Source organism: Vibrio maritimus (assembly GCF_021441885.1).
GTDB lineage: Bacteria > Pseudomonadota > Gammaproteobacteria > Enterobacterales > Vibrionaceae > Vibrio > Vibrio maritimus_B.
In genome coordinates this window covers 3,079,082-3,098,936 of the sequence record NZ_CP090438.1, presented here as the reverse complement: position 1 = coordinate 3,098,936, position 19,855 = coordinate 3,079,082, and the positions used below count along the sequence as shown (strand labels likewise).

Here is a 19,855-nt window from a genome sequence, read left to right as displayed (position 1 = left end):
TCCTGAATGTAAAAACGGCCAGTAATTTATTCAATTACTGGCCGTGGTAGTTTGTCTGCTAAGACGCTTTTGCTGTTGTCATGGGTTCTTGTACAACGGATTCTTGTCCAACAGCTTCGGGCGCTTCAACGACTTCTTTTTTTTCTTCGGTAAGAAGTCCAGTTGCACCGTTTACATAATCTTTCGGTGGATGCTCAATCTCAGCATTAGCGTCGATGGTTTCCACATTGTGCTCGGCAATCTTCTTAACGAAAGGATTGTCTTGCTCTGGCAAGTTAGGCATCAGCTCTGTCGAGGTCTTTGCCATGTGTTGATACAGTTTTGTGTAATCCTTACCCAGTGTATCAAGCATCTCTGCGGTTTGAGCGAAGTGGTCTGAGAGTTCTTGACGTTGCTGCTCAAGTGCAAACTTTGCGGATTCAAGGTCTTTTTGTAGCGTCTTTTGCTTCTTGTATTGTGGAGTAGTTAGTCGGGAAATTATGATTCCGAGAATAGCACCAACTAGCAAGCCGACAATGGCATATATCCAAGGCATAACAGCTCCTTTATAATGATTATTAACATGTGCGTTACCAAGCGGTTACACACGTCGTTTAGCCATGTTACTATGAGATTTAGAGCCAATAAAGCAAAAATACGTGCTCTCCAGCCCTTGGATCAGTGTTGCGAGTAATCCATGACGCCCATAGAAAGATACGAACATGATATAAAAATGAATGGTTTTCAAGCAGACCCAGCCCAGCGGGCTGCTGTGGAAGCCTTAGATAGGCTGCATCATCAGTTTAACGATTACTTACAGTTTGAAGCGCCTGCGCTATCAATGATGCAAAAACTGCTAGGTAAGAAGCCTGAAGAAGCGACGCCACCGCAAGGTCTCTATTTTTGGGGAGGAGTAGGGCGCGGTAAAACCTACTTGATGGATGCGTTTTTCGATAGCTTACCGACTTCGAAAAAGATGCGTGTCCACTTTCACCGCTTTATGTATCGAGTTCACGATGAACTCAAACAGCTTGGTGATGTGGAAAACCCACTTGAGAAAGTTGCCGATAGGTTTGAAGCAGAAGCGAAGATTATCTGTTTTGATGAGTTTTTTGTTTCGGACATAACGGACGCCATGATCTTAGCGACGTTGTTACAAGCACTCTTTAAGCGTGGTGTTGTACTGGTCGCTACCTCTAACATCCCTCCTGAAGACCTGTATCGTAATGGCCTGCAGCGCGCTCGATTCATGCCTGCAATTACCCTTATTCAGAGTCAATGTGTGGTGCTGAATGTAGATAGTGGTATCGATTATCGGCTTCGAACCCTGGAACAGGCCGAAATCTACCATTTCCCATTAGATGAAGCCGCAAACCAAAACCTAGAGCGTTACTTCAATCAACTGGTGGTGGACGATCGCGTTCACGAAGCAAGTATTGATATCAATCATCGCGATATTGAAGTCTTTGCCGCTGCCGATGACGTCTTATTTGCTAGTTTCGCGCAGCTTTGCCAGACCATGCGCAGTCAAAATGACTACATTGAGATGTCTCGAATCTACCACACAGTGCTGTTAGCCGATGTTAAGCAGATGGATGCTAAACTGGATGATGCTGCGAGGCGGTTTATTGCCTTAGTGGATGAATTCTATGAAAGACGGGTAAAACTGATTATTTCTGCAGAGGTACCACTGGAAGAGCTGTACACCCAAGGTCAGTTGGAGTTTGAGTTCAAGCGCTGTATCTCGCGTCTTACAGAGATGCAAAGCCATGACTATTTAGCTTCAGAGCATCTACCTTGATGTTTTTGGTAAATTTGTCCAAAAAATAGATGATTTTTTCCTCGAGCTTCTCTATAATCCTGCGACCCACCGTTACTGCAGGCGAGTTTCTTCAAACTTTTTGAGGAACGATGCCGAGAGTTTCAACACTCGAAGGGGTGATGTATGGGCTCTTAGACAGTGGGAGCGAAAGCTCCTTAAGTGTAAATTTAATTAACGGGTTATTATTAGCATGAAAACTTTCGTTGCTAAACCAGAAACTGTAAAACGCGACTGGTACGTTGTAGACGCTGAAGGTAAAACTCTTGGCCGTCTAGCAAGTGAAATTGCATCTCGCCTACGTGGCAAACACAAAGCTGAATACACTCCGCACACTGACACTGGTGATTACATCATCGTTGTTAACGCTGAGAAAGTTACTGTAACTGGTAACAAGGCTAAGAACAAAGTTTACTACCGCCACTCTGAGTTCCCAGGCGGCCTAAAATCAATCACTTTTGAAAAGCTGATCGATCGTAAGCCTGAAATGGCTCTTGAGCTAGCGGTTAAAGGTATGCTACCACGTGGTCCTCTAGGCCGTGCTATGTACCGTAAGCTTAAAGTTTACGCTGGCGCTGAGCACAACCATGTTGCTCAACAACCACAAGTACTAGACATCTAATCGGGGATTTCGAAAATGGCAGAGAATCAATACTACGGCACTGGCCGTCGCAAAAGCTCAGCTGCTCGTGTTTTCATCAAACCAGGCACTGGCAATATCGTAGTTAACAAGCGTGAACTAGAAACTTACTTCGGTCGCGAAACTTCTTGCATGGTAGTTCGTCAGCCTCTAGAGCTAACTGAACTAACTGAGAAGCTAGACCTATTCGTTACTGTAAAAGGTGGCGGTATTTCTGGTCAAGCAGGTGCTATCCGTCACGGTATCACTCGCGCGCTAATGGAATACGATGAGACTCTACGTCCTGCTCTACGTGCAGCTGGCTACGTTACGCGTGACGCTCGTTGCGTTGAACGTAAGAAAGTTGGTCTACGTAAAGCACGTCGTCGTCCACAGTTCTCTAAGCGTTAATTTTCTCCTTACCGAGAAAATTATGCTTTCCAGTTTTATGCTGGAACGTGGAATCAAAAAGCTCAGCTTCGGCTGGGCTTTTTTGTATTTATACGTCCAATAACCTCATTAAATTCAGAAACTCTGATCTTCACTCTCTCCTTTTCCCTCCTTTTGTGAACTAGCAAGCGATTTCCTGCTATAGATGTTACGAAAAGGTAGCTTTATCTTGTCAAAAAGTAGGGTTTTCTTTATCATTTGCTATCAAATAAATACAACTAAAATTCGTATTTTGTTAGCCATGCTCTACTGGTCGGAATCGATGTCTGAGCAGACTCAAGTAGCCAAAATAATTAGTACTATTGGCTCGTTCAATTTGAAGGAAAATAGCCCAAGGAATGGTTCCCCAATGGGTTATTCCATCTAAAAGAGCAACTTGGATTCGCTCAGTGTTGACCCAAAGGAGCAAATGGGAGAAATGTTGGATGAGCAATGCGCCTTTAAATAACGGTCGCAGGCGTTTCCTTACTGCGACAACTGCGGTTGTCGGTGGTTTGGGAGCAGCTGCAGTCGCCGTTCCTTTTATTAAATCTTGGAACCCAAGTGCCAAAGCAAAAGCTGCTGGTGCCCCTGTTGAAGTGGACGTCAGCAAGCTTGAAGAAGGTCAAATGGTTCGTGTTGAATGGCAGGGTAAGCCGGTATGGGTTGTGCGTCGCGCGCAATCTGTTGTGGACAACCTAAGCAACCTAGCCAATCAGCTACGTGACCCAGACTCCGCTGAAGAACAACAGCCAGAGTATGCACAAAACGTGTACCGCTCCATTAAACCGGAGTACTTTGTTGCCGTTGGTTTCTGTACCCACCTAGGTTGTTCGCCTACCTATCTTGCTGATTCCTTTAGTGAACAAGTCCAAGGTGTGAAGTCTGGTTTCTTCTGCCCGTGTCATGGTTCTAAGTTTGATATGGCTGGTCGTGTTTTCCAAAACGTACCAGCGCCACTCAACCTTGTCATTCCTAAACACATGTACTTGAGCGATACCAGAATCCTTATTGGTGTTGATGAGGGGGATGCATAATGCAAGTGTTACTTGATTGGGTAGAAAAACGTCTACCTGCAATGAATGCTTATAAGAAGCATTTGTCTGAATACCCAATGCCAAAAAACTTCAACTTTTGGTATCTGTTTGGCTCACTAGCCATGCTAGTGCTGGTTAACCAAATCCTAACGGGTATTTGGCTAACAATGAACTACGTACCTTCTGGCGAAGGTGCATTTGCCTCTGTAGAATACATCATGCGTGATGTGGAATACGGATGGCTACTCCGCTATATGCACTCAACGGGCGCCTCGGCCTTCTTCGTTGTTGTCTACCTTCATATGTTCCGTGGTCTTATCTACGGTTCTTACCAGAAGCCGCGTGAGCTGCTGTGGGTATTCGGCATGCTGATCTTCCTTGTGTTGATGGCAGAAGCATTTATGGGATACCTACTACCTTGGGGACAAATGTCTTACTGGGGTGCACAGGTAATCATCTCGCTCTTTGGTGCTATTCCCGTTATCGGTGATGACCTAACGCTTTGGATCCGTGGTGATTACATCATCTCTGGTGCAACGCTTAACCGCTTCTTCGCGCTTCACGTGATTGCTCTGCCAATCGTGCTGCTACTTCTTGTTGTCTTGCACGTACTCGCTCTACACGAAGTAGGCTCAAACAACCCTGATGGTATTGAGACTAAGCTTCCTAAAGGCAGCATGGGCGACGACTACAAGACGCAGTTCAAGTTCCACGATTACTACAGTAAGAAATACGACATCATTGATTCGATTCCTTTCCATCCTTACGGTACGGTGAAAGATCTTGTTGGTGTAGCTGGCTTCTTCTTCCTGTTCTGTTATGTGTTGTTCTTTAACCCAGAGATGGGCGGTTACTTCCTTGAGCCACCTAACTTTGAAGCAGCGAACCCGCTGAAGACTCCAGAGCACATTGCTCCGGTATGGTACTTCACGCCGTTCTACGCGATTCTGCGTGCGGTTCCGGACAAGCTGTTGGGTGTGGTAGCAATGGGTCTATCGATTGTGTTCCTATTCCTACTTCCTTGGTTCGATCGCTGTAAAGTTCGCTCTTATCGCTACAGAAGTAAGATTCACCTAATCAACATCATCCAGTTCACCATTAGCTTTATTGCTTTGGGTATTCTTGGTGCGCTACCAGCGACGCCGACGTACACGCTACTGGCTCAGATCTTCAGTTTAGGTTACTTCATGTTCTTCGTTCTGCTGTTCTTCTACAGTAAAAATGAGAACACCAAGCCATTGCCAGAGAGGGTGACATTCAAATGAAAAAGTGGATTGTAGTACTTTTCGCATTGCTGCCATCTCTAGCACTAGCGGCTGGTGGCAATGTAAATCTTGATAAAGCAAACAATGATTTGACGGACAAAGCGTCGCTTCAAAACGGTGCCAAGCTGTTTATGAACTACTGCTTTGCTTGTCACTCGACGCAGTATCAACGCTATGAGCGTGTGGCGACTGACTTGGGTATCCCGGTTGATCTTGCAAAAGAGAACCTAGTGTTCGACCCAGAAGCTAAGATCGGTGATTTGATGGTTAACTCTATGCCTCAGAAACAAGCCGCGGCTTGGTTTGGTGCAGCGCCACCGGATCTAACCTTGGTTGCTCGTGTTCGCGGCGTAGACTGGCTATACACATACCTACGTACTTTCTATGTCGATCCAAGTCGTCCGTTTGGTGTGAACAATACCACCTTCCCGAATGTGGGTATGCCGCATGTTCTTGAAGAGCTGCAAGGTATCCCGACACCAATCTTCGAGACTAAGATCGTTGATGGTGAGGAAGTACAAGTGATTGTTGGCACTCAAACCGATGGTCGTGGTGAGCTGAGCTCAAGTGAGTATGACGATGCAGTGCGTGACCTCGTCAACTTCCTTGAATACTCAGGTGACCCAGTGAAGCTTGAGCGTCATGCGCTAGGTTGGTGGGTGATGGCGTTCCTAGTCATCTTTACTATCGTCGTTGTGCTGCTTAAGAAAGAGTATTGGCGCGATGTTCACTAATTGTGCTATCATAGCGCGTTAATTCCAATTTGTTCACAATGGAGGCACAGCCTCCATTGTTTTTTGTAAGTATCCCGGAGGGCTCCATGGCTGTAGCTGCCAATAAACGTTCTGTGATGACTCTTTTTTCCAGTGCTACTGATTTATATAGCCACCAGGTTCGAATCGTTCTAGCGGAAAAAGGGGTTAGTGTTGAAGTCGAGTTAGTGGATGATGTAAACATCCCAGCTGAGCTTGCTGAACTAAACCCATACAAGACAGTGCCAACTTTGGTCGATCGTGAGCTAGCCCTTTACGATTCTAAGATCATCATGGAATACCTTGATGAGCGTTTCCCGCATCCACCGCTAATGCCAGTATACCCTGTAGCTCGTGGTAACAGCCGCCTGATGATTTATCGTATTGAGCGTAACTGGTACTCACTTGCTGAGAAAGTAATGAAAGGTTCTGCTGAAGAAGCAGAAGCGGCACGTAATAAGCTTCGTAATGACCTACTGACTCTAGCGCCTATTTTTGCTGAGTATGAGTACTTCATGAGCGAAGAGTTTAGCCTAATTGATTGCTACCTAGCACCACTATTGTGGCGTCTACCTGAAATGGGTATCGAGCTAGTTGGTCCTGGCTCAAAAGAGATCAAAGTGTACATGAACCGTGTATTTGAACGTGATTCATTCCTAGCTTCTCTAACAGAAGCTGAGCGTGAGATGCGTTTGGTTCGCTAGTCCTTATAGGTTTCTCCTGAGACGATGGATATTGAAAAAATGACACCTCGCCGACCATATATGCTTCGTGCATTTTATGATTGGCTTGTTGAAAATGATCTGACACCGCATATTGTTGTTGATGCAAACATGCCGGGTGTTCGAGTTCCTTTGGAGTTTGTCCAAGATGGTCAGATCATTCTTAACATTGCTCCTAGAGCGGTTGGACAACTGGAACTGGGCAACGAAGCGATTACGTTTCACGCTCGTTTTGGTGGCAAACCGCACTCAGTGATTGCTCCGCTGTACTCTGTACAAGCTATCTATGCTCGTGAAAACGGCGCTGGAACTATGTTCGAGCCTGAAGATGCTTATCTTTCTATTGAAGAAGAAGACATCTCTCAGCCGGAAGTGACAACAGGCTTGTCTGTTGCCGCTGAGACGGAACAGCCAGAGCAAACCAATGAAGAGCCTAACGGAGACGATGAACCGCCTAAACCAAAAGGACGACCAAGTCTTCGAGTAGTCAAATAACAAAAAGCCGCATTCAATATGCGGCTTTTTTGTCCCTATCCGATTTACATTTCTCCTTTCTGCCTTGCTAGACATTGGTCTGTTCTTCATTCTGAGACGTGTAAAATACGTGCCACTGTATTAGACTTTAGTCTAATGCTGATTAAAACTTGACCATCTTAGTGTAATCAGTAAACTAGGCGTTCTTGGAGAAAGGTCACACTTTTTAGTACACATTTTTCCCTTCCTCTAGAATGGAATTCTACTTTGATTGGACAAGATCATCTTGGATGTCAATGAGTTAGGTGATAGAGGTTTGTTATGTACAATCACTTTTTGGTAAGGCTTACCATCGGCGCATTAGTCGTTTTGGGTATCAAGTTGAGCGCATTATACTTTTTGCCTATGGTGCTGCTACTCAACACACATCACAAAGAATTCTTTGGATGGTAAAAATCGGGGCTAGCCCCGATTTTTTATTTCATTTCAATCTCATTTACCGTTGATTCGATATCCTTCATCATATCGGTGAGGTATTGAGTAAGCTGCTGACGAGCGCCGTCTAAGTCTTTGTCGAGTGTCAGCTTCATCATCTTTTCGTGCTCTTCAAGATTAAATAGCTCAGCAAATGGCTTAGGCGAGTGGCTTAATGAGACGCGACGGTAGCGCTTAACTTGGCGAATGATATCGTTGAAGAAATCGAGCATGTTCTTTGAAAAGCATCCACTAAGTAGTGAACTATAGAAAGCTTCTTGACGCTCTTCCCACTCAACCCAATTAAAGTTATCACCTTGGAATTTGAATCGAGATAGCTTGTGGAACTCGGTTAGGATCTCGAGCTCCCAGCCTTCATTTCCTTGTTGAATAGACTTCTCAAGCAGCACAGAAGACACCACCTTAAGACTCTCATAAAGATCATATAACTCCAGTTTCGAGATTGGAGCGACCCAGCAGCCTTTTTGCGGCTCAAGCTTGACGTATTTAATCCAAGAAAGCTGTATGAGTGCTTCTCTTATCGGAGAGGCTCCGACGTTATACTTTTCCTTAAGCTCTGCTACTACCAGTTTTTGGTTTGGCTTAAGTTCTCCAGAAAGAATGTCCTGACAGATCAATTTTGCGACCTTGTCTGTCAATGTTGGGCTAGACACGATGCACCTCATAACTTTAAAAACAATAGTTGGAAAACTATGGCGGTATGCCATGTTGTAAACCTGTTTTTGATAGTACAGCGTGTTGAAAAAATGGGCAAGGCAATTATAAAAAAAAGAGGGCCGAAGCCCTCTTTTTATAGATATTTTGTATAACTCGTCGGAATTATAGTACGTGAACAGATGCTGTGTTCGTTGTACCAGATGCTACTAGTGCACCAGAAACCATAACTACGATGTCGCCTTTCTTACCAAAACCAGATTCTAGAGCGTACTCTTTACCGTTTTTGTAGAATTCATCAGTGCTGTCGATTGAGTCAACAAGAACTGGACGAACACCTTTAGTAAGAACTAGCTGTGCAGCTGTCTTAGCGTTAGTCGTTAGTGCAACGATGCTTGCTGTTGGGAAGTATTTACGTACAGAACGTGCAGACTTACCACCTTCAGTAGCAACGATGATTAGTGGAGCAGCTAGCTTCTCAGCTGTGTCTACTGCACCTTTACATACTGCTTCAGTGATACGTAGACGTGGGCTGTCTAGACGAGAACCTAGTTCAGCTTTTAGCGCACCGTCAGTACGGTTAGCGATTTGAGCCATGATAGTTACCGCTTCAACAGGGTACTTACCTTTCGCTGTTTCACCAGAAAGCATTACTGCATCTGTACCGTCCATGATTGCGTTCGCAACGTCACCCGCTTCTGCACGAGTTGGACGTGGATTTTGAATCATAGAGTCAAGCATTTGAGTTGCAGTGATAACTGTCTTACGAGCACGGTTACACTTCTCAATCATCATCTTCTGAGCGAAGATTACTTCTTCAGCTGGGATTTCAACACCAAGGTCGCCACGAGCAACCATGATACCGTCAGAAAGCTCTAGGATCTCGTCGAAGTTATCAACGCCTTCTTGGTTTTCGATCTTAGAGATGATGTGGATGCTCTCGCCGCCGTTTGCGTCAAGAAGGTCACGGATTTCTTTAACGTCTGCAGCTTTACGGATGAAAGAAGCAGCAACGAAGTCAACGCCTTGCTCACAACCAAATTTCAGGTCAGCTTTGTCTTTTTCAGAAAGCGCTGGAAGCTGTACAGAAACGCCTGGAAGGTTAACACCTTTGTTCTCACCTAGAGCACCGTTGTTAAGAACTTTACACTTAACTTCAGTTTCAGTTGTTGAGATAACTTCCATTTCGATTAGGCCGTCGTCTACTAGGATAGTGTTACCAGCAGATAGGTCTTTAGCGAAACCTAGGTAAGTTACCGCTACAACGTCCTTGTTACCAACTACAGAAGCGTCAGTAGTGAAAGTAAATTCTTGACCAGCTACTAGATCAACGTCATTGCCGCCTTCTAGTTTGATAGTACGAATTTCTGGACCTTTAGTGTCTAGAAGAATTGCTAGTTGCTTGCCAACGTTTGCCATTACTTCACGGAAGTTAGAGATGCGGTTCGCGTGCTCTTCGAAGTTACCGTGAGAGAAGTTTAGGCGCATAACGTTCATGCCTGCGTTTACTAGCTCAGTCAGTTTCTCTACAGACTCAGTTTTAGGGCCGATCGTACATACGATTTTGGTCTTTTTCATGGAAGATACTCTCCGAGTAAATATAATTGCAATTTGAAAGTTAGTATTAGTCTCTCTAGAAGGCTAGGGATGCCCACAAATAATTCACATGAGCTATCAATCTTTTCTCTAGTTTCGCTTCTTCTAGAAATGAAAGTCTTTCATCAAGTTTAGTCATTTTATGACTGATTGAGGCGCTTTCTAGGCCACTTTTTTGGGCTCTCACTAAGATAATTCAGTAAGATTACAAAAAAATAACCACTAATTCTGTAATTTATTTTCTTTTCGGGCACGAATTCTACCACTGAATTGATCGGATTTCACTGTGCATAACTTGTTTTAGAGCAAGGTTTCGGCGCTTAAGATTTAATTTTTGGATCAAAATAAATAAACCGGATGAATCGACACCATTTGGTAACTTTTTTTCAAAATGGTTACCAATACGGTACAGAATCCTGTCCATTGAAGAGGTTCATTGCTGGTGATATTGTGTACTCAGTATGGCTGTTTACTGTTCAAAAAGAGCCAGTTGGAATCGTGAGGTGTAGTAAAATATGGCTTCAAACCGCATCAAATGTGTGATTTTTGATTGTGACGGCACGCTAATCGATAGCGAACGTTTATGTATACAGGCAATCGTCGAAGTACTAGAGAGCGTTGGCGTTAATGTTGATTATGAGAAGGTGAAAGATCAGTTCCAAGGGGTAAAGCTTGAAAAGATCTTTGGCGAGCTTATCGCTGATAGCTCATTGCTTAGTGATGACAGCTTAACAGGACTTGTTCGCCATTATCGTCAGCGCTGTCAGGAGCTGTTCACTGAGCAGCTCACGGTCATTGATGGCGTCTATGAGGTTTTAGATGAGCTCAAAGCCAACAACATTGCCATATGCATTGCGTCCAATGCCCCTCACGAAAAGATGGCGTTTACCTTACCGCTGACAAAACTCGACCACTATTTCGAGGGTACGGTGTACAGCGCATTAGACGCACATGCTTGGAAGCCAGATCCGAAACTTCTGCACTTCGTCATGGATAAAATGCAAGTGAGAGCAGAAGAGTGTCTATTTATTGATGACTCTCTTGTCGGTGTTCAAGCGGGCATAGGAGCACAAGTCACCACCTTATATTTCTCACATGCAGAGCCTCATAAAGAGATTGAGATCGATAGTCCTTACCTACACTACATCTCCGATATGAGGCAATTGCTAGCCTTTGTTCAATGAACTTCAAAGCGCAGGTTAGTTGTGCTTGTCTGGGCGATTGGCAGATTGGTTGAGTAACTGATTAGCAGCAAGTAGTTTGCTACGCATGCTGACAACAGATGCATCCAGTATGTCGATAGCCCACAGCGGTAGCTTATCTGAGATGGAATAAAACGCCCATTGTCCTCGGCGTCTATCGCTAACTACCCCACAGTTTCGAAGTACGCCGAGCGCTCTGGAGATCTTTGGCTGAGATTCTTGCAGCGCATCGCACAGCTCACCCACACTGAGCTCCACTTCAGTAAATATCATTAAGGTGATGAGAAGCCTTGTTTGGTCACTCAGACACTTATGAATCACCAGTGGGTCAAAATCTAAATCATTGCTGTCACTGTGCACGGCCACAAACAGTTCGATTCGCTTGTACAGATCATATAAAGAGGCGTCAAAAGAAGTCTCCGATAAAGAGGTGGGGGAGGGAAGATCCCAAAAAAGGCTCTCTTGGCTGTTTTCAAATACCCCGCATTCCTTATGCGCGGAAGAACATAGCGTGATGACATAATCAAAATGCTGTCCTTCGAACTCTTCTACCGACTTTGAGCGCAGACCTTCGCAATCAAAACCAGACTCTTTGAGTGTTGTTAACGTTCTATTGTCGACATGACTTGGATTGCTACCAGCGCTAAAGGCTTGGTATTGATCCGCATAATCTCTGTTGACGATCGCCTCTGCGAGCTGCGAGCGTGCCGAGTTTCCTCTGCAAACAAAGAGTATTTTTTTTGTCATGGTGTCCTCATCAAATCGGCTTGTATTAGCGCACACAATATTATGAAAGCTTATCGGTGCGAATGAAAGCATTGTATCCCTCCGTTGTCCCTAAATCGTTTCAACCAGTATCAGCTACATTCTGTATGAAGCTTTTATAACAGTTCAAAAAGATCCTTGACTTGGTCGTGATATTTTTTAATATATACGCATATCCATATATGAGTATTTAAAGATGCTTCCACATGAGTTTTTTAAATTGATATCTGATGAAACCCGAATTCGAACCCTGCTTTGGGTGTCGGCCAACGGCTCGGTCTGTGTCAACGAACTGGTGGAGGCGTTGGGAGAGAGTCAGCCTAAAGTATCGAGACATTTAGCTATGCTACGACAAGCAGGGGTGCTCAAGGATACAAGGCAAGGGCAGCACGTCTTTTACAGCTTAGCTGAAGGACTGCCTGGTTGGCTCTATCGAACATTGAAAGGGCTTGAACAGTCGAACTGTTTGCAAAGTGCTTATCAATTAAACTTTAACGAGCTTGTGTCATCATCGAACGATGCTTAAAGCTTGACGGTACAACCGAAAATTTTACGTAATTAAGAGATTGAGTTATGGCGATTAAAGTAGGTATTAACGGATTTGGTCGAATTGGCCGTTTGGCGCTTCGCGCAGCATTTGATTGGGACGAACTTGAGTTTGTTTTGATTAATGACGTTGCAGGTGATGCAACCACACTAGGTCACCTATTGGAGTTCGATTCAGTCCAAGGTACTTGGCATCACGGTGTAGCCGTTGAAGGTGATGAGCTTGTGGTGAACGGTAAGCGCATTAAAACGACCCAAGAGCGCGATATCGACGCGATCGATTGGTCTGGCTGTGATGTTGTTATTGAAGCAACAGGCGTGCACCGTAAAACTGAATTCCTAAACAAATACCTAGACCAAGGCGTTAAGCGTGTTGTGGTGTCTGCGCCTGTAAAAGAAGAAGGCATTGCCAACATCGTTGTTGGTGTGAATGACGAAATCTTTGATGCAGAAGCACACCGTATCGTGACTGCGGCATCTTGTACAACTAACTGTATCGCGCCTGTGGTGAAAGTGATTCACGAGAAACTGGGTATCGAGCAATCATCGTTCACAACTATTCACGATCTAACCAACACGCAAACTATCCTTGATGCGCCGCACAAAGATCTGCGCCGTGCTCGTGCATGTGGTATGAGCCTTATCCCAACCACAACGGGTAGCGCAACAGCGATCGTTGAGATCTTCCCTGAGCTAAAAGGCAAGATCAACGGCCACGCAGTGCGTGTACCACTAGCAAATGCATCACTCACCGACATCATCTTTGATGTAAAACGCGATACAACGGCTGAAGAAGTTAACGCACTTCTTAAAGAAGCTTCCGAAGGTGAGCTAAAAGGTATCCTTGGTTTCGAAGAGCGTCCGCTTGTGTCTATCGATTACCGTGGTGATCAACGCTCAACCATCGTAGATGCGCAATCTACCATGGTCGTTGGCTCTCGCATGGTGAAAATCTATGCGTGGTATGACAATGAAATGGGATATGCAACACGCACAGCAGAATTGGTTCGTAAAGTCGGTCTAGCGGGGTAATGATGATGCATCCAACATGGGAACTAAACGTAGATAACGCTGCGCTAGTGCTAACGCCTTGTCCAGGTACCAAAGAAGCATCATTAGATGACTCACTAGCGCAACTTAAAGAGCAAGGTGTTACGGTAATCGTGACGGCTTTGGATAATCACGAGATGGCAGAAGCAGGCGTTGCTGAGCTTGGAGAAAAAGCACAGGCTCTAGGCATCAAGTGGTTCCAAACGCCAATTGAAGATGATCGCGCTCCTGGTTCTGAGTTTGCAGCAGGCTGGAAAGCTATCTCACCAGAGCTTCATCAAGCGCTTGAAGCGGGCGAAAAAATTGCTATGCATTGCATGGGCGGCTCTGGTCGTACTGGCCTCCTTGCGGCAAACCTTCTGCTTGAGAAAGGTTGGGATCTTGAGACGATTCGCCGTGAAGTTCAGGCACTACGCCCGGGGGCTTTCACTAAGCAGCCTCAAATTGACTATGTAGAAAAGCTTGCCGCGACGTTCTAGGCGCAGCACTCGTAGTGAGTAAACCTAAATAGAAGCTCTCATCAGAGGGCTTCTATTTCTCAACACATGTCCTGTTATTAGGCAGAAGAATTATGTTGTCTAACCTTAGCAAAAGCGTTCGCCAGTATATGTTGGTGACCTTTAACTACTGGAATTTCACCATTACCGATGGTGCATTGCGAATGTTGGTGGTGCTTTACTTCCACGATCTCGGATACAGCTCGCTCGCCATCGCATCCCTGTTCCTTTTCTATGAGTTCTTCGGTGTGGTCACCAATCTCATTGGCGGCTGGCTAGGCGCACGTTTAGGGCTTAATCGCACCATGAATATCGGGCTTGGGATGCAGATTTTTGCATTGCTAATGCTGGCCGTTCCGAGTGCTTGGCTAACCATTCCATGGGTCATGGCTGCTCAAGCGCTGTCAGGTATTGCTAAGGATCTGAATAAGATGAGTGCGAAAAGTGCCATCAAGACCTTGGTGCCTGACGAGCAGCAAGGGGCGCTTTATAAATGGGTTGCGATTCTTACTGGCTCTAAGAATGCACTGAAAGGTGCAGGTTTCTTTATCGGTGGTTTGTTGCTGTCGGTATTAGGCTTTCAGTATGCCGTAGCGGCAATGGCGGCGGTGTTGACACTGGTGTTCATTGGCAGCGTTATCAGCTTAGAAAGCGATATGGGCAAGGCAAAAGCCAAGCCTAAGTTTAAGCAGATCTTCTCCAAATCAGAGAGCATCAATATTTTATCCGCTGCGCGTATGTTCCTATTTGGCGCTCGTGATGTTTGGTTCGTGGTTGCCTTACCAATTTATCTTGGCTCTATTTTTGGTTGGGATCATACCTTAGTCGGTGGATTTCTAGCGCTATGGGTCATCGCTTATGGCTTCGTTCAAGGCATAGCTCCAAAGATTACCGGCAAGGCGCAGGGTAGAGTACCAGATGGTAGTGCTGCCATGTGGTGGGCACTGGCATTAGCTGTGGTGACTGGCATCATCGCTTACTGTGTTCAGATGCAATGGTACCCACAAGCGGTCATTGTTGTGGGGCTATTGATTTTTGGCGCTATCTTTGCAGTAAACTCATCCCTGCACAGCTATCTGATTGTGAGCTATGCGAAAGGTGATGGCGTGTCGATGGACGTTGGCTTCTATTACATGGCTAACGCGATGGGGCGTTTGATCGGTACTGTGTTGTCTGGTTGGGTGTTCCAAGTGGCGGGTCTCGCAGCTTGTATGTGGGTGTCGTTTGCGTTCTTAGTGCTAACGACCATCATCTCAATTCGTTTGCCGGGTGCGCCAAAAGCCGTCGCAGGATAAAGTGAATATTCATTAAAAAAGAGTCAATCGTTAAAAGACGATTGACTCTTTTTTGTTTCAGGCGTACATTTATCGTCAAAAGACGATGGGGAAAGAGTGTGACCAGTTGTAGCGTTGAAAATCCTGAAATGTTTGTCGCCTCTGAGCAGCAGTTATCTCAAGAAAAGAGGTTAGCTGCACAAGCTAAAGCACTGTCACACCCTGCACGTATTCGTATCTTACGTATTCTGTCCGATTTGGAGCGCGCTGGTGGGTGTTTGAATAGCGACCTTGTGTCGCAGTTAGGTCTTGCTCAGTCAACGGTCTCTGAACACTTGCGCATTTTGAAGGTCGCAGGATTTATTAGTGCAGAATCAACACCACCTAAAGTCTGCTATCGCATACAGCGCGAAACATTAGAGGAGTTTTCTTCGCTGAGCTTATCCACATTTGATTAAGCTGGCTAAGAGCCCTGATTATCATTAAGTCGGCGATGCCGGCTTTTATTACCACTTATTTATCGTTATTCGACGATTAACGATATTGGAGAGTTAACATGTCTGAGTTAGCGATTGAGCAACCGAAAAAACTGGGCTTTTTAGATAGATTTCTGACCCTGTGGATCTTTTTAGCCATGGGTATTGGTGTTCTATTGGGTGTCGCGTTTCCAAGTCAAATCGAAGGCTTGAATGAGTCAATGACCGTGGGCAGCACCAATGTTCCTCTAGCGATTGGTCTGATTTTGATGATGTATCCACCTCTTGCCAAGGTCAACTATGGTTTGATGGGCAAAGTGCTGCAAGATAAGCAGGCCGTTACACTCTCTTTGGTCATGAACTGGTTAGTGGGCCCGATCTTGATGTTCGTGCTGGCACTGACTTTCTTGGGTGATGAGCCTAGCCTGATGACAGGCGTTATTCTGATTGGTCTCGCGCGTTGTATCGCTATGGTACTAGTGTGGAACGATATCGGTGGTGGTAACAAAGAGTATGGGGCTGCCCTTGTCGCACTCAACAGTGTATTTCAAATCGTGACGTACAGCTTCTTAGCATGGCTATTCATTACCGTTCTGCCACCTAAATTTGGCTTTCAAGGTCAAGTCGTTGATATCTCAATGGGAGAGATTGCCGAGAGTGTCATGATTTATCTTGGTATTCCGTTTTTGGCAGGATTCTTAAGCCGTAAGATCTTAGTCGCTAAGAAAGGTGAGCAGTGGTACAACGAAACGTTTATCCCAGCAGTTTCACCTATTACTTTGATCGCGTTGCTGGCGACGATTGTACTTATGTTTAGCCTAAAAGGTGAGATGATTGTAGAACTGCCGATGCAGGTGGTTCGTGTTGCCATACCTTTGACTATCTATTTCTTCTTGATGTTCTTCGTGAGCTTCTTTGTTGCGAAAAAGATGGGCGTGCCATTTGATAAGAATGCTTCTATTGCGTACACCGCAACAGGTAATAACTTTGAGTTAGCCATTGCCGTTGCTATTGCTGTATTTGGTTTGAACTCACCAGAGGCGTTTGCGGGGGTTATTGGTCCTCTTATTGAAGTGCCGGTATTGATTGCCTTGGTCAACTTCACCTTAAAGATGAAAGCGCGCTACTCCTCTTAGTGTCCTGTACAGAATCTAGCGACAGAGCGATAAAACTGAAAACGGAGCCAAGTGGCTCCGTTTTTTATGACTGTTCAAGCGTACTTCGTTTGTTGTGTTTTGCTTTGTACATGGCGAGATCCGCTTTCTTGAGGGTTCCTCGCAGGCTGGTACGGAAAGGGGTATAGCCCACACTGTGGCATAGCATCGGATAGTTTACGAAGTTCTTTTCAAACAAGGCAGATAACTTCTCAAGCGCTAAGTGCAACATGACTTCGTCTTGATGGTGGGTCAATACTACAAATTCATCGCCACCATAGCGCACCAAGATGTCCTGAGCGGCAAAAGCCTGTTTCAGGCAGCGCGCAAAGCGCATCAGTACAATATCCCCCTCGCTATGGCCAGAAGTGTCGTTTACCTGCTTGAAGTTATCTAGATCTATCACCACGCAGTAACCGTATTGCCAATGCACTGAGCTCAGATAAGCGAGATTGTGGAGCTTTGTTAAGGGGTCGGTGTAGGCTTTTTTCTCGAAGAACTTGGCTTCGTGATGCAAATCGGTGACATCGAAACTGGTGGTATAGATATAAGGTTCACCGTCAATCAGTACCTTAAATTTTAGGACGTTGAAGTAAGACACTTTATCTAAACTGGTGAACTTGATGATCTTGGGTGCACATTGTCCTGCTCCTAGATATTCCAAACTGGCGTCGTGACACTCTCTGAGCATCTCTCCAACATTACTCGGGACCAGTTCAGAAAGCTGCTCAGCGTTAAGACCAATAGGGTCAACATCAGAGTACTGGCGTAGCCAAACAGTGAACTTATCATTGATATACACATATTGATGTTGCGCATTCCTGATAGAAAGAAAACCAGGGAAATGGCGAAAAAGCGCCGTCGCTTGCTGATACGTCAAATCTGTCACTGCAAAAATCCCACTATAGCCCACAAGACCAAATCGTGGCTTACGAATGGAAGTGGTTGAGGTAGTTATCATTTTTGCTGTTTCTATCACGCGTCATACATAAGGACTGTGATGCATATCAATTTGTAGGGTTTTGCTGACAGTGTTTGCCTTCTTTCTCAGGTGTGAGACAGGTGAAACCACAAAAAGCAGCCGAAGCTGCTTTTTAAATATTCAACTTATCAATTACTTACCGATTAGCTATTGTGAAGAGCGAGATACTGTTTGGCATGTTCACTACCCATATAACGAGACAAAGACTTGAGAGGCACGCGCCTTAGATCCACCACAATAAGTCCATCGAGCGCATTGTTGAAATCAGGGTCGACGTTAAAACTGACGAGCTTGCCATTAAGGCTTAGATATTGTCTTAGTAATACGGGCACCCCTTTACCTTCATCCAGACGAGAAATTACGCGTGACAGAAGCTGCATGTCAGCCAGAGCAGACAGTAGGTGGGTATTCCAGCTTGGTGCATCTTCCAGTTTTGGAGGATTTGGTGCAATGACATGTTTTGCACTCTCGCTGTCGTAGTGATGCAGTGTCATGGTATCCGCTAGAAGCTGTCTTGCTACCTCACTGTAGTCACTGCTGATACTGACCGGACCAAACAGGTGAGTGTATTCCGAATGTCGATGTACGAACTCAGCAATGCCTTTCCAAAGCAGTAGCAGAGCGCTCATGCTCTTTTGATATTCAAGGGCAATGACGCTTCGACCCATCTCAATAGACTTGCCCATGGTATCAAGAAAAGGTTGGTCGTATTGGAACAAGGTTCTTGAATACAAGCCTTGGATTCCGTGTTGTTCAAGCAGTTTATCCACCAAACCTAGGCGGTAGGCGCCCACAAGTTTGTGCTTGTCTCTATCCCACACAAATAGGTGATGATAGTCCTTATCAAACTGGTCGATATCGAGCGACTGCCCTGTCCCTTCTCCGACTTGGCGGAAATTGCTTTCTCGCATGCGTCCAATCTCGTGCATCACTGATGGGATATGGTCGATGGTCGTACAGTAAACCTCAAACTCACCACTGGACAGTAAATGATGCTCCGCTGGCAGCTGCTCTATATCTTCGAGTAAATCACTGACATGCACAGCAGGAGCGATAGCTTGGTAGTTGGAGGTGTCGGAATCAGAGACGTTTCGCTCGGTCTGATCCCTGCCCAATAGGTAGGTATTGAGTCTCAGGTAGTGGACTAACTGTCGGTTATCGAGGGTATTTACCTCTTTGTATTTGATGGCTTCGCCAATCGAGATGCCGATAGGGCGATTTTTTTTGTTTAGAAGCTCTCGACCCAACATGGCAGTGCGTAGCATAGGATGTACCTTTCCTGCTAGATAGAAACGCTTTGAGTTCAGCCCCCCTATATGAACAGGTACGGTGAGCGCCTTATTTTTCTTTATCAGGGTACTGACAGAACGACTCCACTCTTTATCCTCTAAGCGAAGTGCTTTGCTATCAACCAGTTGAGATACCTCTCCAGCGGGAAAGACCAGCAAGGCTCCGCCTTGTTCAAGGTGTTGGTTAGCTTGTCTTAGCGCACGGGTGTTGGAGCGGTGAGCGTTAGCACCATCAAAGACATCGACACCAATAAATAGCGGCTCTAGCTCCGGGACGAGTTTAAGGAACTCGTTTGCCAGTATTTTCACGTCTTTGCGAACTTGCAGCAGTAACTCCGCGAGTATGACGCCTTCAACACAGCCGAGCGGGTGATTTGCGACGATCAGGGTTGAGCCTGTATGTGGAATGTTGTCACGACTGCCCGACACAACATGATAGTCGATCCCCAAAATCTCTAATGAAAAACGCAAGAAGGACTCGGTATCACAGCCTACAGGGCGCTGAGCATATAATTGGTCAAGTACCGATAGGCCAGTGGCCCACTCTGCAACGTTCTCTGCAATTCCTAAAGGGGTCTTTCTTGGCAAGCGAAAAGGGCTGGTGGTTTCCATAACATCCTCTGGGCGAATTCCATTTATTGTCGTTAAAAGGGTATGACGCCCATGTGTCAAAATTGCGTAAGGGAGATGGAGGATGGATGACGTATTGATGTCAGATTGGTGACGAAATAGACAGCAGGCAATAAAAAAGAGCCCCGAAGCGCTCTTAGATGTATTGA

General features: G+C 45.4%; 21 protein-coding genes. 15 read left to right on the top strand and 6 right to left on the bottom strand.

Annotated elements, in window-relative coordinates; genetic code table 11:
- Positions 1-58 precede the first annotated feature (58 nt).
- Complete coding sequence (gene zapG, locus LY387_RS14080) at positions 59-535, bottom strand: Z-ring associated protein ZapG (RefSeq protein ID WP_234494553.1); 477 nt, start codon at positions 533-535, stop codon at positions 59-61.
- 141 nt (positions 536-676) lie between these two features.
- On the opposite strand from zapG, the gene zapE reads away from it, so the two are divergent.
- The 8 genes from zapE (at position 677) to sspB (ending at position 7,117) form a co-directional block, all read left to right on the top strand.
- Positions 677-1,780 (top strand): cell division protein ZapE, encoded by a 1,104-nt coding sequence (zapE, locus tag LY387_RS14075; RefSeq protein WP_234494551.1) that lies wholly within the window; start codon positions 677-679, stop codon positions 1,778-1,780.
- Between the two features lie 211 nt (positions 1,781-1,991).
- Positions 1,992-2,420 carry a 50S ribosomal protein L13 gene (gene rplM, locus LY387_RS14070; RefSeq protein WP_234494550.1) on the top strand — a complete coding sequence of 143 codons (429 nt, stop codon included), beginning with the start codon at positions 1,992-1,994 and terminating at the stop codon, positions 2,418-2,420.
- 15 nt (positions 2,421-2,435) lie between these two features.
- Entirely contained in the window at positions 2,436-2,828 is a 393-nt protein-coding gene (gene rpsI, locus LY387_RS14065; RefSeq protein WP_042475909.1) for a 30S ribosomal protein S9, read from the top strand.
- 464 nt (positions 2,829-3,292) lie between these two features.
- Complete coding sequence (petA, locus tag LY387_RS14060) at positions 3,293-3,883, top strand: ubiquinol-cytochrome c reductase iron-sulfur subunit (protein WP_234494549.1); 591 nt, start codon at positions 3,293-3,295, stop codon at positions 3,881-3,883.
- Positions 3,883-5,148, top strand: coding sequence for a cytochrome b (locus LY387_RS14055; protein ID WP_042475912.1), 1,266 nt, complete (start codon positions 3,883-3,885; stop codon positions 5,146-5,148). Before petA ends, LY387_RS14055 begins: the two co-directional genes overlap by 1 nt.
- Complete coding sequence (locus LY387_RS14050; protein WP_234494548.1) at positions 5,145-5,882, top strand: cytochrome c1; 738 nt, start codon at positions 5,145-5,147, stop codon at positions 5,880-5,882. Before LY387_RS14055 ends, LY387_RS14050 begins: the two co-directional genes overlap by 4 nt.
- Positions 5,883-5,968: 86 nt before the next feature.
- On the top strand, positions 5,969-6,604 hold the full coding sequence (gene sspA, locus LY387_RS14045) for a stringent starvation protein SspA (protein ID WP_042475917.1): 636 nt from the start codon (positions 5,969-5,971) through the stop codon (positions 6,602-6,604).
- Positions 6,605-6,628: 24 nt separating this feature from the next.
- Positions 6,629-7,117 (top strand): ClpXP protease specificity-enhancing factor, encoded by a 489-nt coding sequence (gene sspB, locus LY387_RS14040; RefSeq protein ID WP_234494547.1) that lies wholly within the window; start codon positions 6,629-6,631, stop codon positions 7,115-7,117.
- 455 nt (positions 7,118-7,572) lie between these two features.
- Here sspB and LY387_RS14035 read toward each other — a convergent pair whose 3' ends face one another.
- Positions 7,573-8,256 (bottom strand): GntR family transcriptional regulator, encoded by a 684-nt coding sequence (locus LY387_RS14035; RefSeq protein WP_128647997.1) that lies wholly within the window; start codon positions 8,254-8,256, stop codon positions 7,573-7,575.
- A gap of 154 nt (positions 8,257-8,410) precedes the next feature.
- Positions 8,411-9,823, bottom strand: coding sequence for a pyruvate kinase PykF (gene pykF, locus LY387_RS14030; protein WP_042475922.1), 1,413 nt, complete (start codon positions 9,821-9,823; stop codon positions 8,411-8,413).
- A gap of 533 nt (positions 9,824-10,356) precedes the next feature.
- Here pykF and LY387_RS14025 point away from each other — a divergent pair.
- On the top strand, positions 10,357-11,025 hold the full coding sequence (locus LY387_RS14025) for an HAD-IA family hydrolase (RefSeq protein WP_042475926.1): 669 nt from the start codon (positions 10,357-10,359) through the stop codon (positions 11,023-11,025).
- A gap of 15 nt (positions 11,026-11,040) precedes the next feature.
- On the opposite strand, the gene LY387_RS14020 is transcribed toward LY387_RS14025, so the two are convergent.
- Complete coding sequence (locus tag LY387_RS14020) at positions 11,041-11,790, bottom strand: metalloregulator ArsR/SmtB family transcription factor (RefSeq protein ID WP_234494546.1); 750 nt, start codon at positions 11,788-11,790, stop codon at positions 11,041-11,043.
- Positions 11,791-12,004: 214 nt separating this feature from the next.
- On the opposite strand from LY387_RS14020, the gene LY387_RS14015 reads away from it, so the two are divergent.
- The 6 genes from LY387_RS14015 (at position 12,005) to arsB (ending at position 16,787) form a co-directional block, all read left to right on the top strand.
- Positions 12,005-12,334 (top strand): metalloregulator ArsR/SmtB family transcription factor, encoded by a 330-nt coding sequence (locus LY387_RS14015; protein ID WP_234494545.1) that lies wholly within the window; start codon positions 12,005-12,007, stop codon positions 12,332-12,334.
- A 47-nt stretch (positions 12,335-12,381) separates the two neighbouring features.
- The gene (locus LY387_RS14010) at positions 12,382-13,386 is read left to right on the top strand and encodes an ArsJ-associated glyceraldehyde-3-phosphate dehydrogenase (RefSeq protein WP_042475933.1); all 1,005 of its coding nucleotides are present in this window, start codon (positions 12,382-12,384) and stop codon (positions 13,384-13,386) included.
- 2 nt (positions 13,387-13,388) lie between these two features.
- The gene (locus LY387_RS14005) at positions 13,389-13,883 is read left to right on the top strand and encodes a cyclin-dependent kinase inhibitor 3 family protein (RefSeq protein ID WP_234496128.1); all 495 of its coding nucleotides are present in this window, start codon (positions 13,389-13,391) and stop codon (positions 13,881-13,883) included.
- Between the two features lie 92 nt (positions 13,884-13,975).
- Entirely contained in the window at positions 13,976-15,196 is a 1,221-nt protein-coding gene (gene arsJ, locus LY387_RS14000) for an organoarsenical effux MFS transporter ArsJ (RefSeq protein ID WP_234494544.1), read from the top strand.
- Between the two features lie 128 nt (positions 15,197-15,324).
- Complete coding sequence (locus LY387_RS13995) at positions 15,325-15,633, top strand: ArsR/SmtB family transcription factor (RefSeq protein ID WP_234496127.1); 309 nt, start codon at positions 15,325-15,327, stop codon at positions 15,631-15,633.
- 98 nt (positions 15,634-15,731) lie between these two features.
- Positions 15,732-16,787: an ACR3 family arsenite efflux transporter gene (gene arsB, locus LY387_RS13990; protein ID WP_234494542.1), complete on the top strand. Its 1,056-nt coding sequence runs from the start codon at positions 15,732-15,734 to the stop codon at positions 16,785-16,787.
- 64 nt (positions 16,788-16,851) lie between these two features.
- On the opposite strand, the gene LY387_RS13985 is transcribed toward arsB, so the two are convergent.
- Together LY387_RS13985 and LY387_RS13980 are read right to left on the bottom strand one after the other, a co-directional pair.
- On the bottom strand, positions 16,852-17,766 hold the full coding sequence (locus tag LY387_RS13985; protein WP_234494541.1) for a GGDEF domain-containing protein: 915 nt from the start codon (positions 17,764-17,766) through the stop codon (positions 16,852-16,854).
- Positions 17,767-17,930: 164 nt separating this feature from the next.
- Positions 17,931-19,688 (bottom strand): lysophospholipid acyltransferase family protein, encoded by a 1,758-nt coding sequence (locus tag LY387_RS13980; protein WP_234494540.1) that lies wholly within the window; start codon positions 19,686-19,688, stop codon positions 17,931-17,933.
- Between the last annotated feature and the right edge of the window lie 167 nt (positions 19,689-19,855).

Bases quoted from the DNA above. Each gene is read 5' to 3' on its own strand.
- zapG (WP_234494553.1), bottom strand. From the start codon at position 535: ATGCCTTGGATATATGCCATTGTCGGCTTGCTAGTTGGTGCTATTCTC.
- zapE (WP_234494551.1), top strand. From the start codon at position 677: ATGACGCCCATAGAAAGATACGAACATGATATAAAAATGAATGGTTTT.
- rplM (WP_234494550.1), top strand. From the start codon at position 1,992: ATGAAAACTTTCGTTGCTAAACCAGAAACTGTAAAACGCGACTGGTAC.
- rpsI (WP_042475909.1), top strand. From the start codon at position 2,436: ATGGCAGAGAATCAATACTACGGCACTGGCCGTCGCAAAAGCTCAGCT.
- petA (WP_234494549.1), top strand. From the start codon at position 3,293: ATGAGCAATGCGCCTTTAAATAACGGTCGCAGGCGTTTCCTTACTGCG.
- LY387_RS14055 (WP_042475912.1), top strand. From the start codon at position 3,883: ATGCAAGTGTTACTTGATTGGGTAGAAAAACGTCTACCTGCAATGAAT.
- LY387_RS14050 (WP_234494548.1), top strand. From the start codon at position 5,145: ATGAAAAAGTGGATTGTAGTACTTTTCGCATTGCTGCCATCTCTAGCA.
- sspA (WP_042475917.1), top strand. From the start codon at position 5,969: ATGGCTGTAGCTGCCAATAAACGTTCTGTGATGACTCTTTTTTCCAGT.
- sspB (WP_234494547.1), top strand. From the start codon at position 6,629: ATGGATATTGAAAAAATGACACCTCGCCGACCATATATGCTTCGTGCA.
- LY387_RS14035 (WP_128647997.1), bottom strand. From the start codon at position 8,256: ATGAGGTGCATCGTGTCTAGCCCAACATTGACAGACAAGGTCGCAAAA.
- pykF (WP_042475922.1), bottom strand. From the start codon at position 9,823: ATGAAAAAGACCAAAATCGTATGTACGATCGGCCCTAAAACTGAGTCT.
- LY387_RS14025 (WP_042475926.1), top strand. From the start codon at position 10,357: ATGGCTTCAAACCGCATCAAATGTGTGATTTTTGATTGTGACGGCACG.
- LY387_RS14020 (WP_234494546.1), bottom strand. From the start codon at position 11,790: ATGACAAAAAAAATACTCTTTGTTTGCAGAGGAAACTCGGCACGCTCG.
- LY387_RS14015 (WP_234494545.1), top strand. From the start codon at position 12,005: ATGCTTCCACATGAGTTTTTTAAATTGATATCTGATGAAACCCGAATT.
- LY387_RS14010 (WP_042475933.1), top strand. From the start codon at position 12,382: ATGGCGATTAAAGTAGGTATTAACGGATTTGGTCGAATTGGCCGTTTG.
- LY387_RS14005 (WP_234496128.1), top strand. From the start codon at position 13,389: ATGATGCATCCAACATGGGAACTAAACGTAGATAACGCTGCGCTAGTG.
- arsJ (WP_234494544.1), top strand. From the start codon at position 13,976: ATGTTGTCTAACCTTAGCAAAAGCGTTCGCCAGTATATGTTGGTGACC.
- LY387_RS13995 (WP_234496127.1), top strand. From the start codon at position 15,325: ATGTTTGTCGCCTCTGAGCAGCAGTTATCTCAAGAAAAGAGGTTAGCT.
- arsB (WP_234494542.1), top strand. From the start codon at position 15,732: ATGTCTGAGTTAGCGATTGAGCAACCGAAAAAACTGGGCTTTTTAGAT.
- LY387_RS13985 (WP_234494541.1), bottom strand. From the start codon at position 17,766: ATGATAACTACCTCAACCACTTCCATTCGTAAGCCACGATTTGGTCTT.
- LY387_RS13980 (WP_234494540.1), bottom strand. From the start codon at position 19,688: ATGGAAACCACCAGCCCTTTTCGCTTGCCAAGAAAGACCCCTTTAGGA.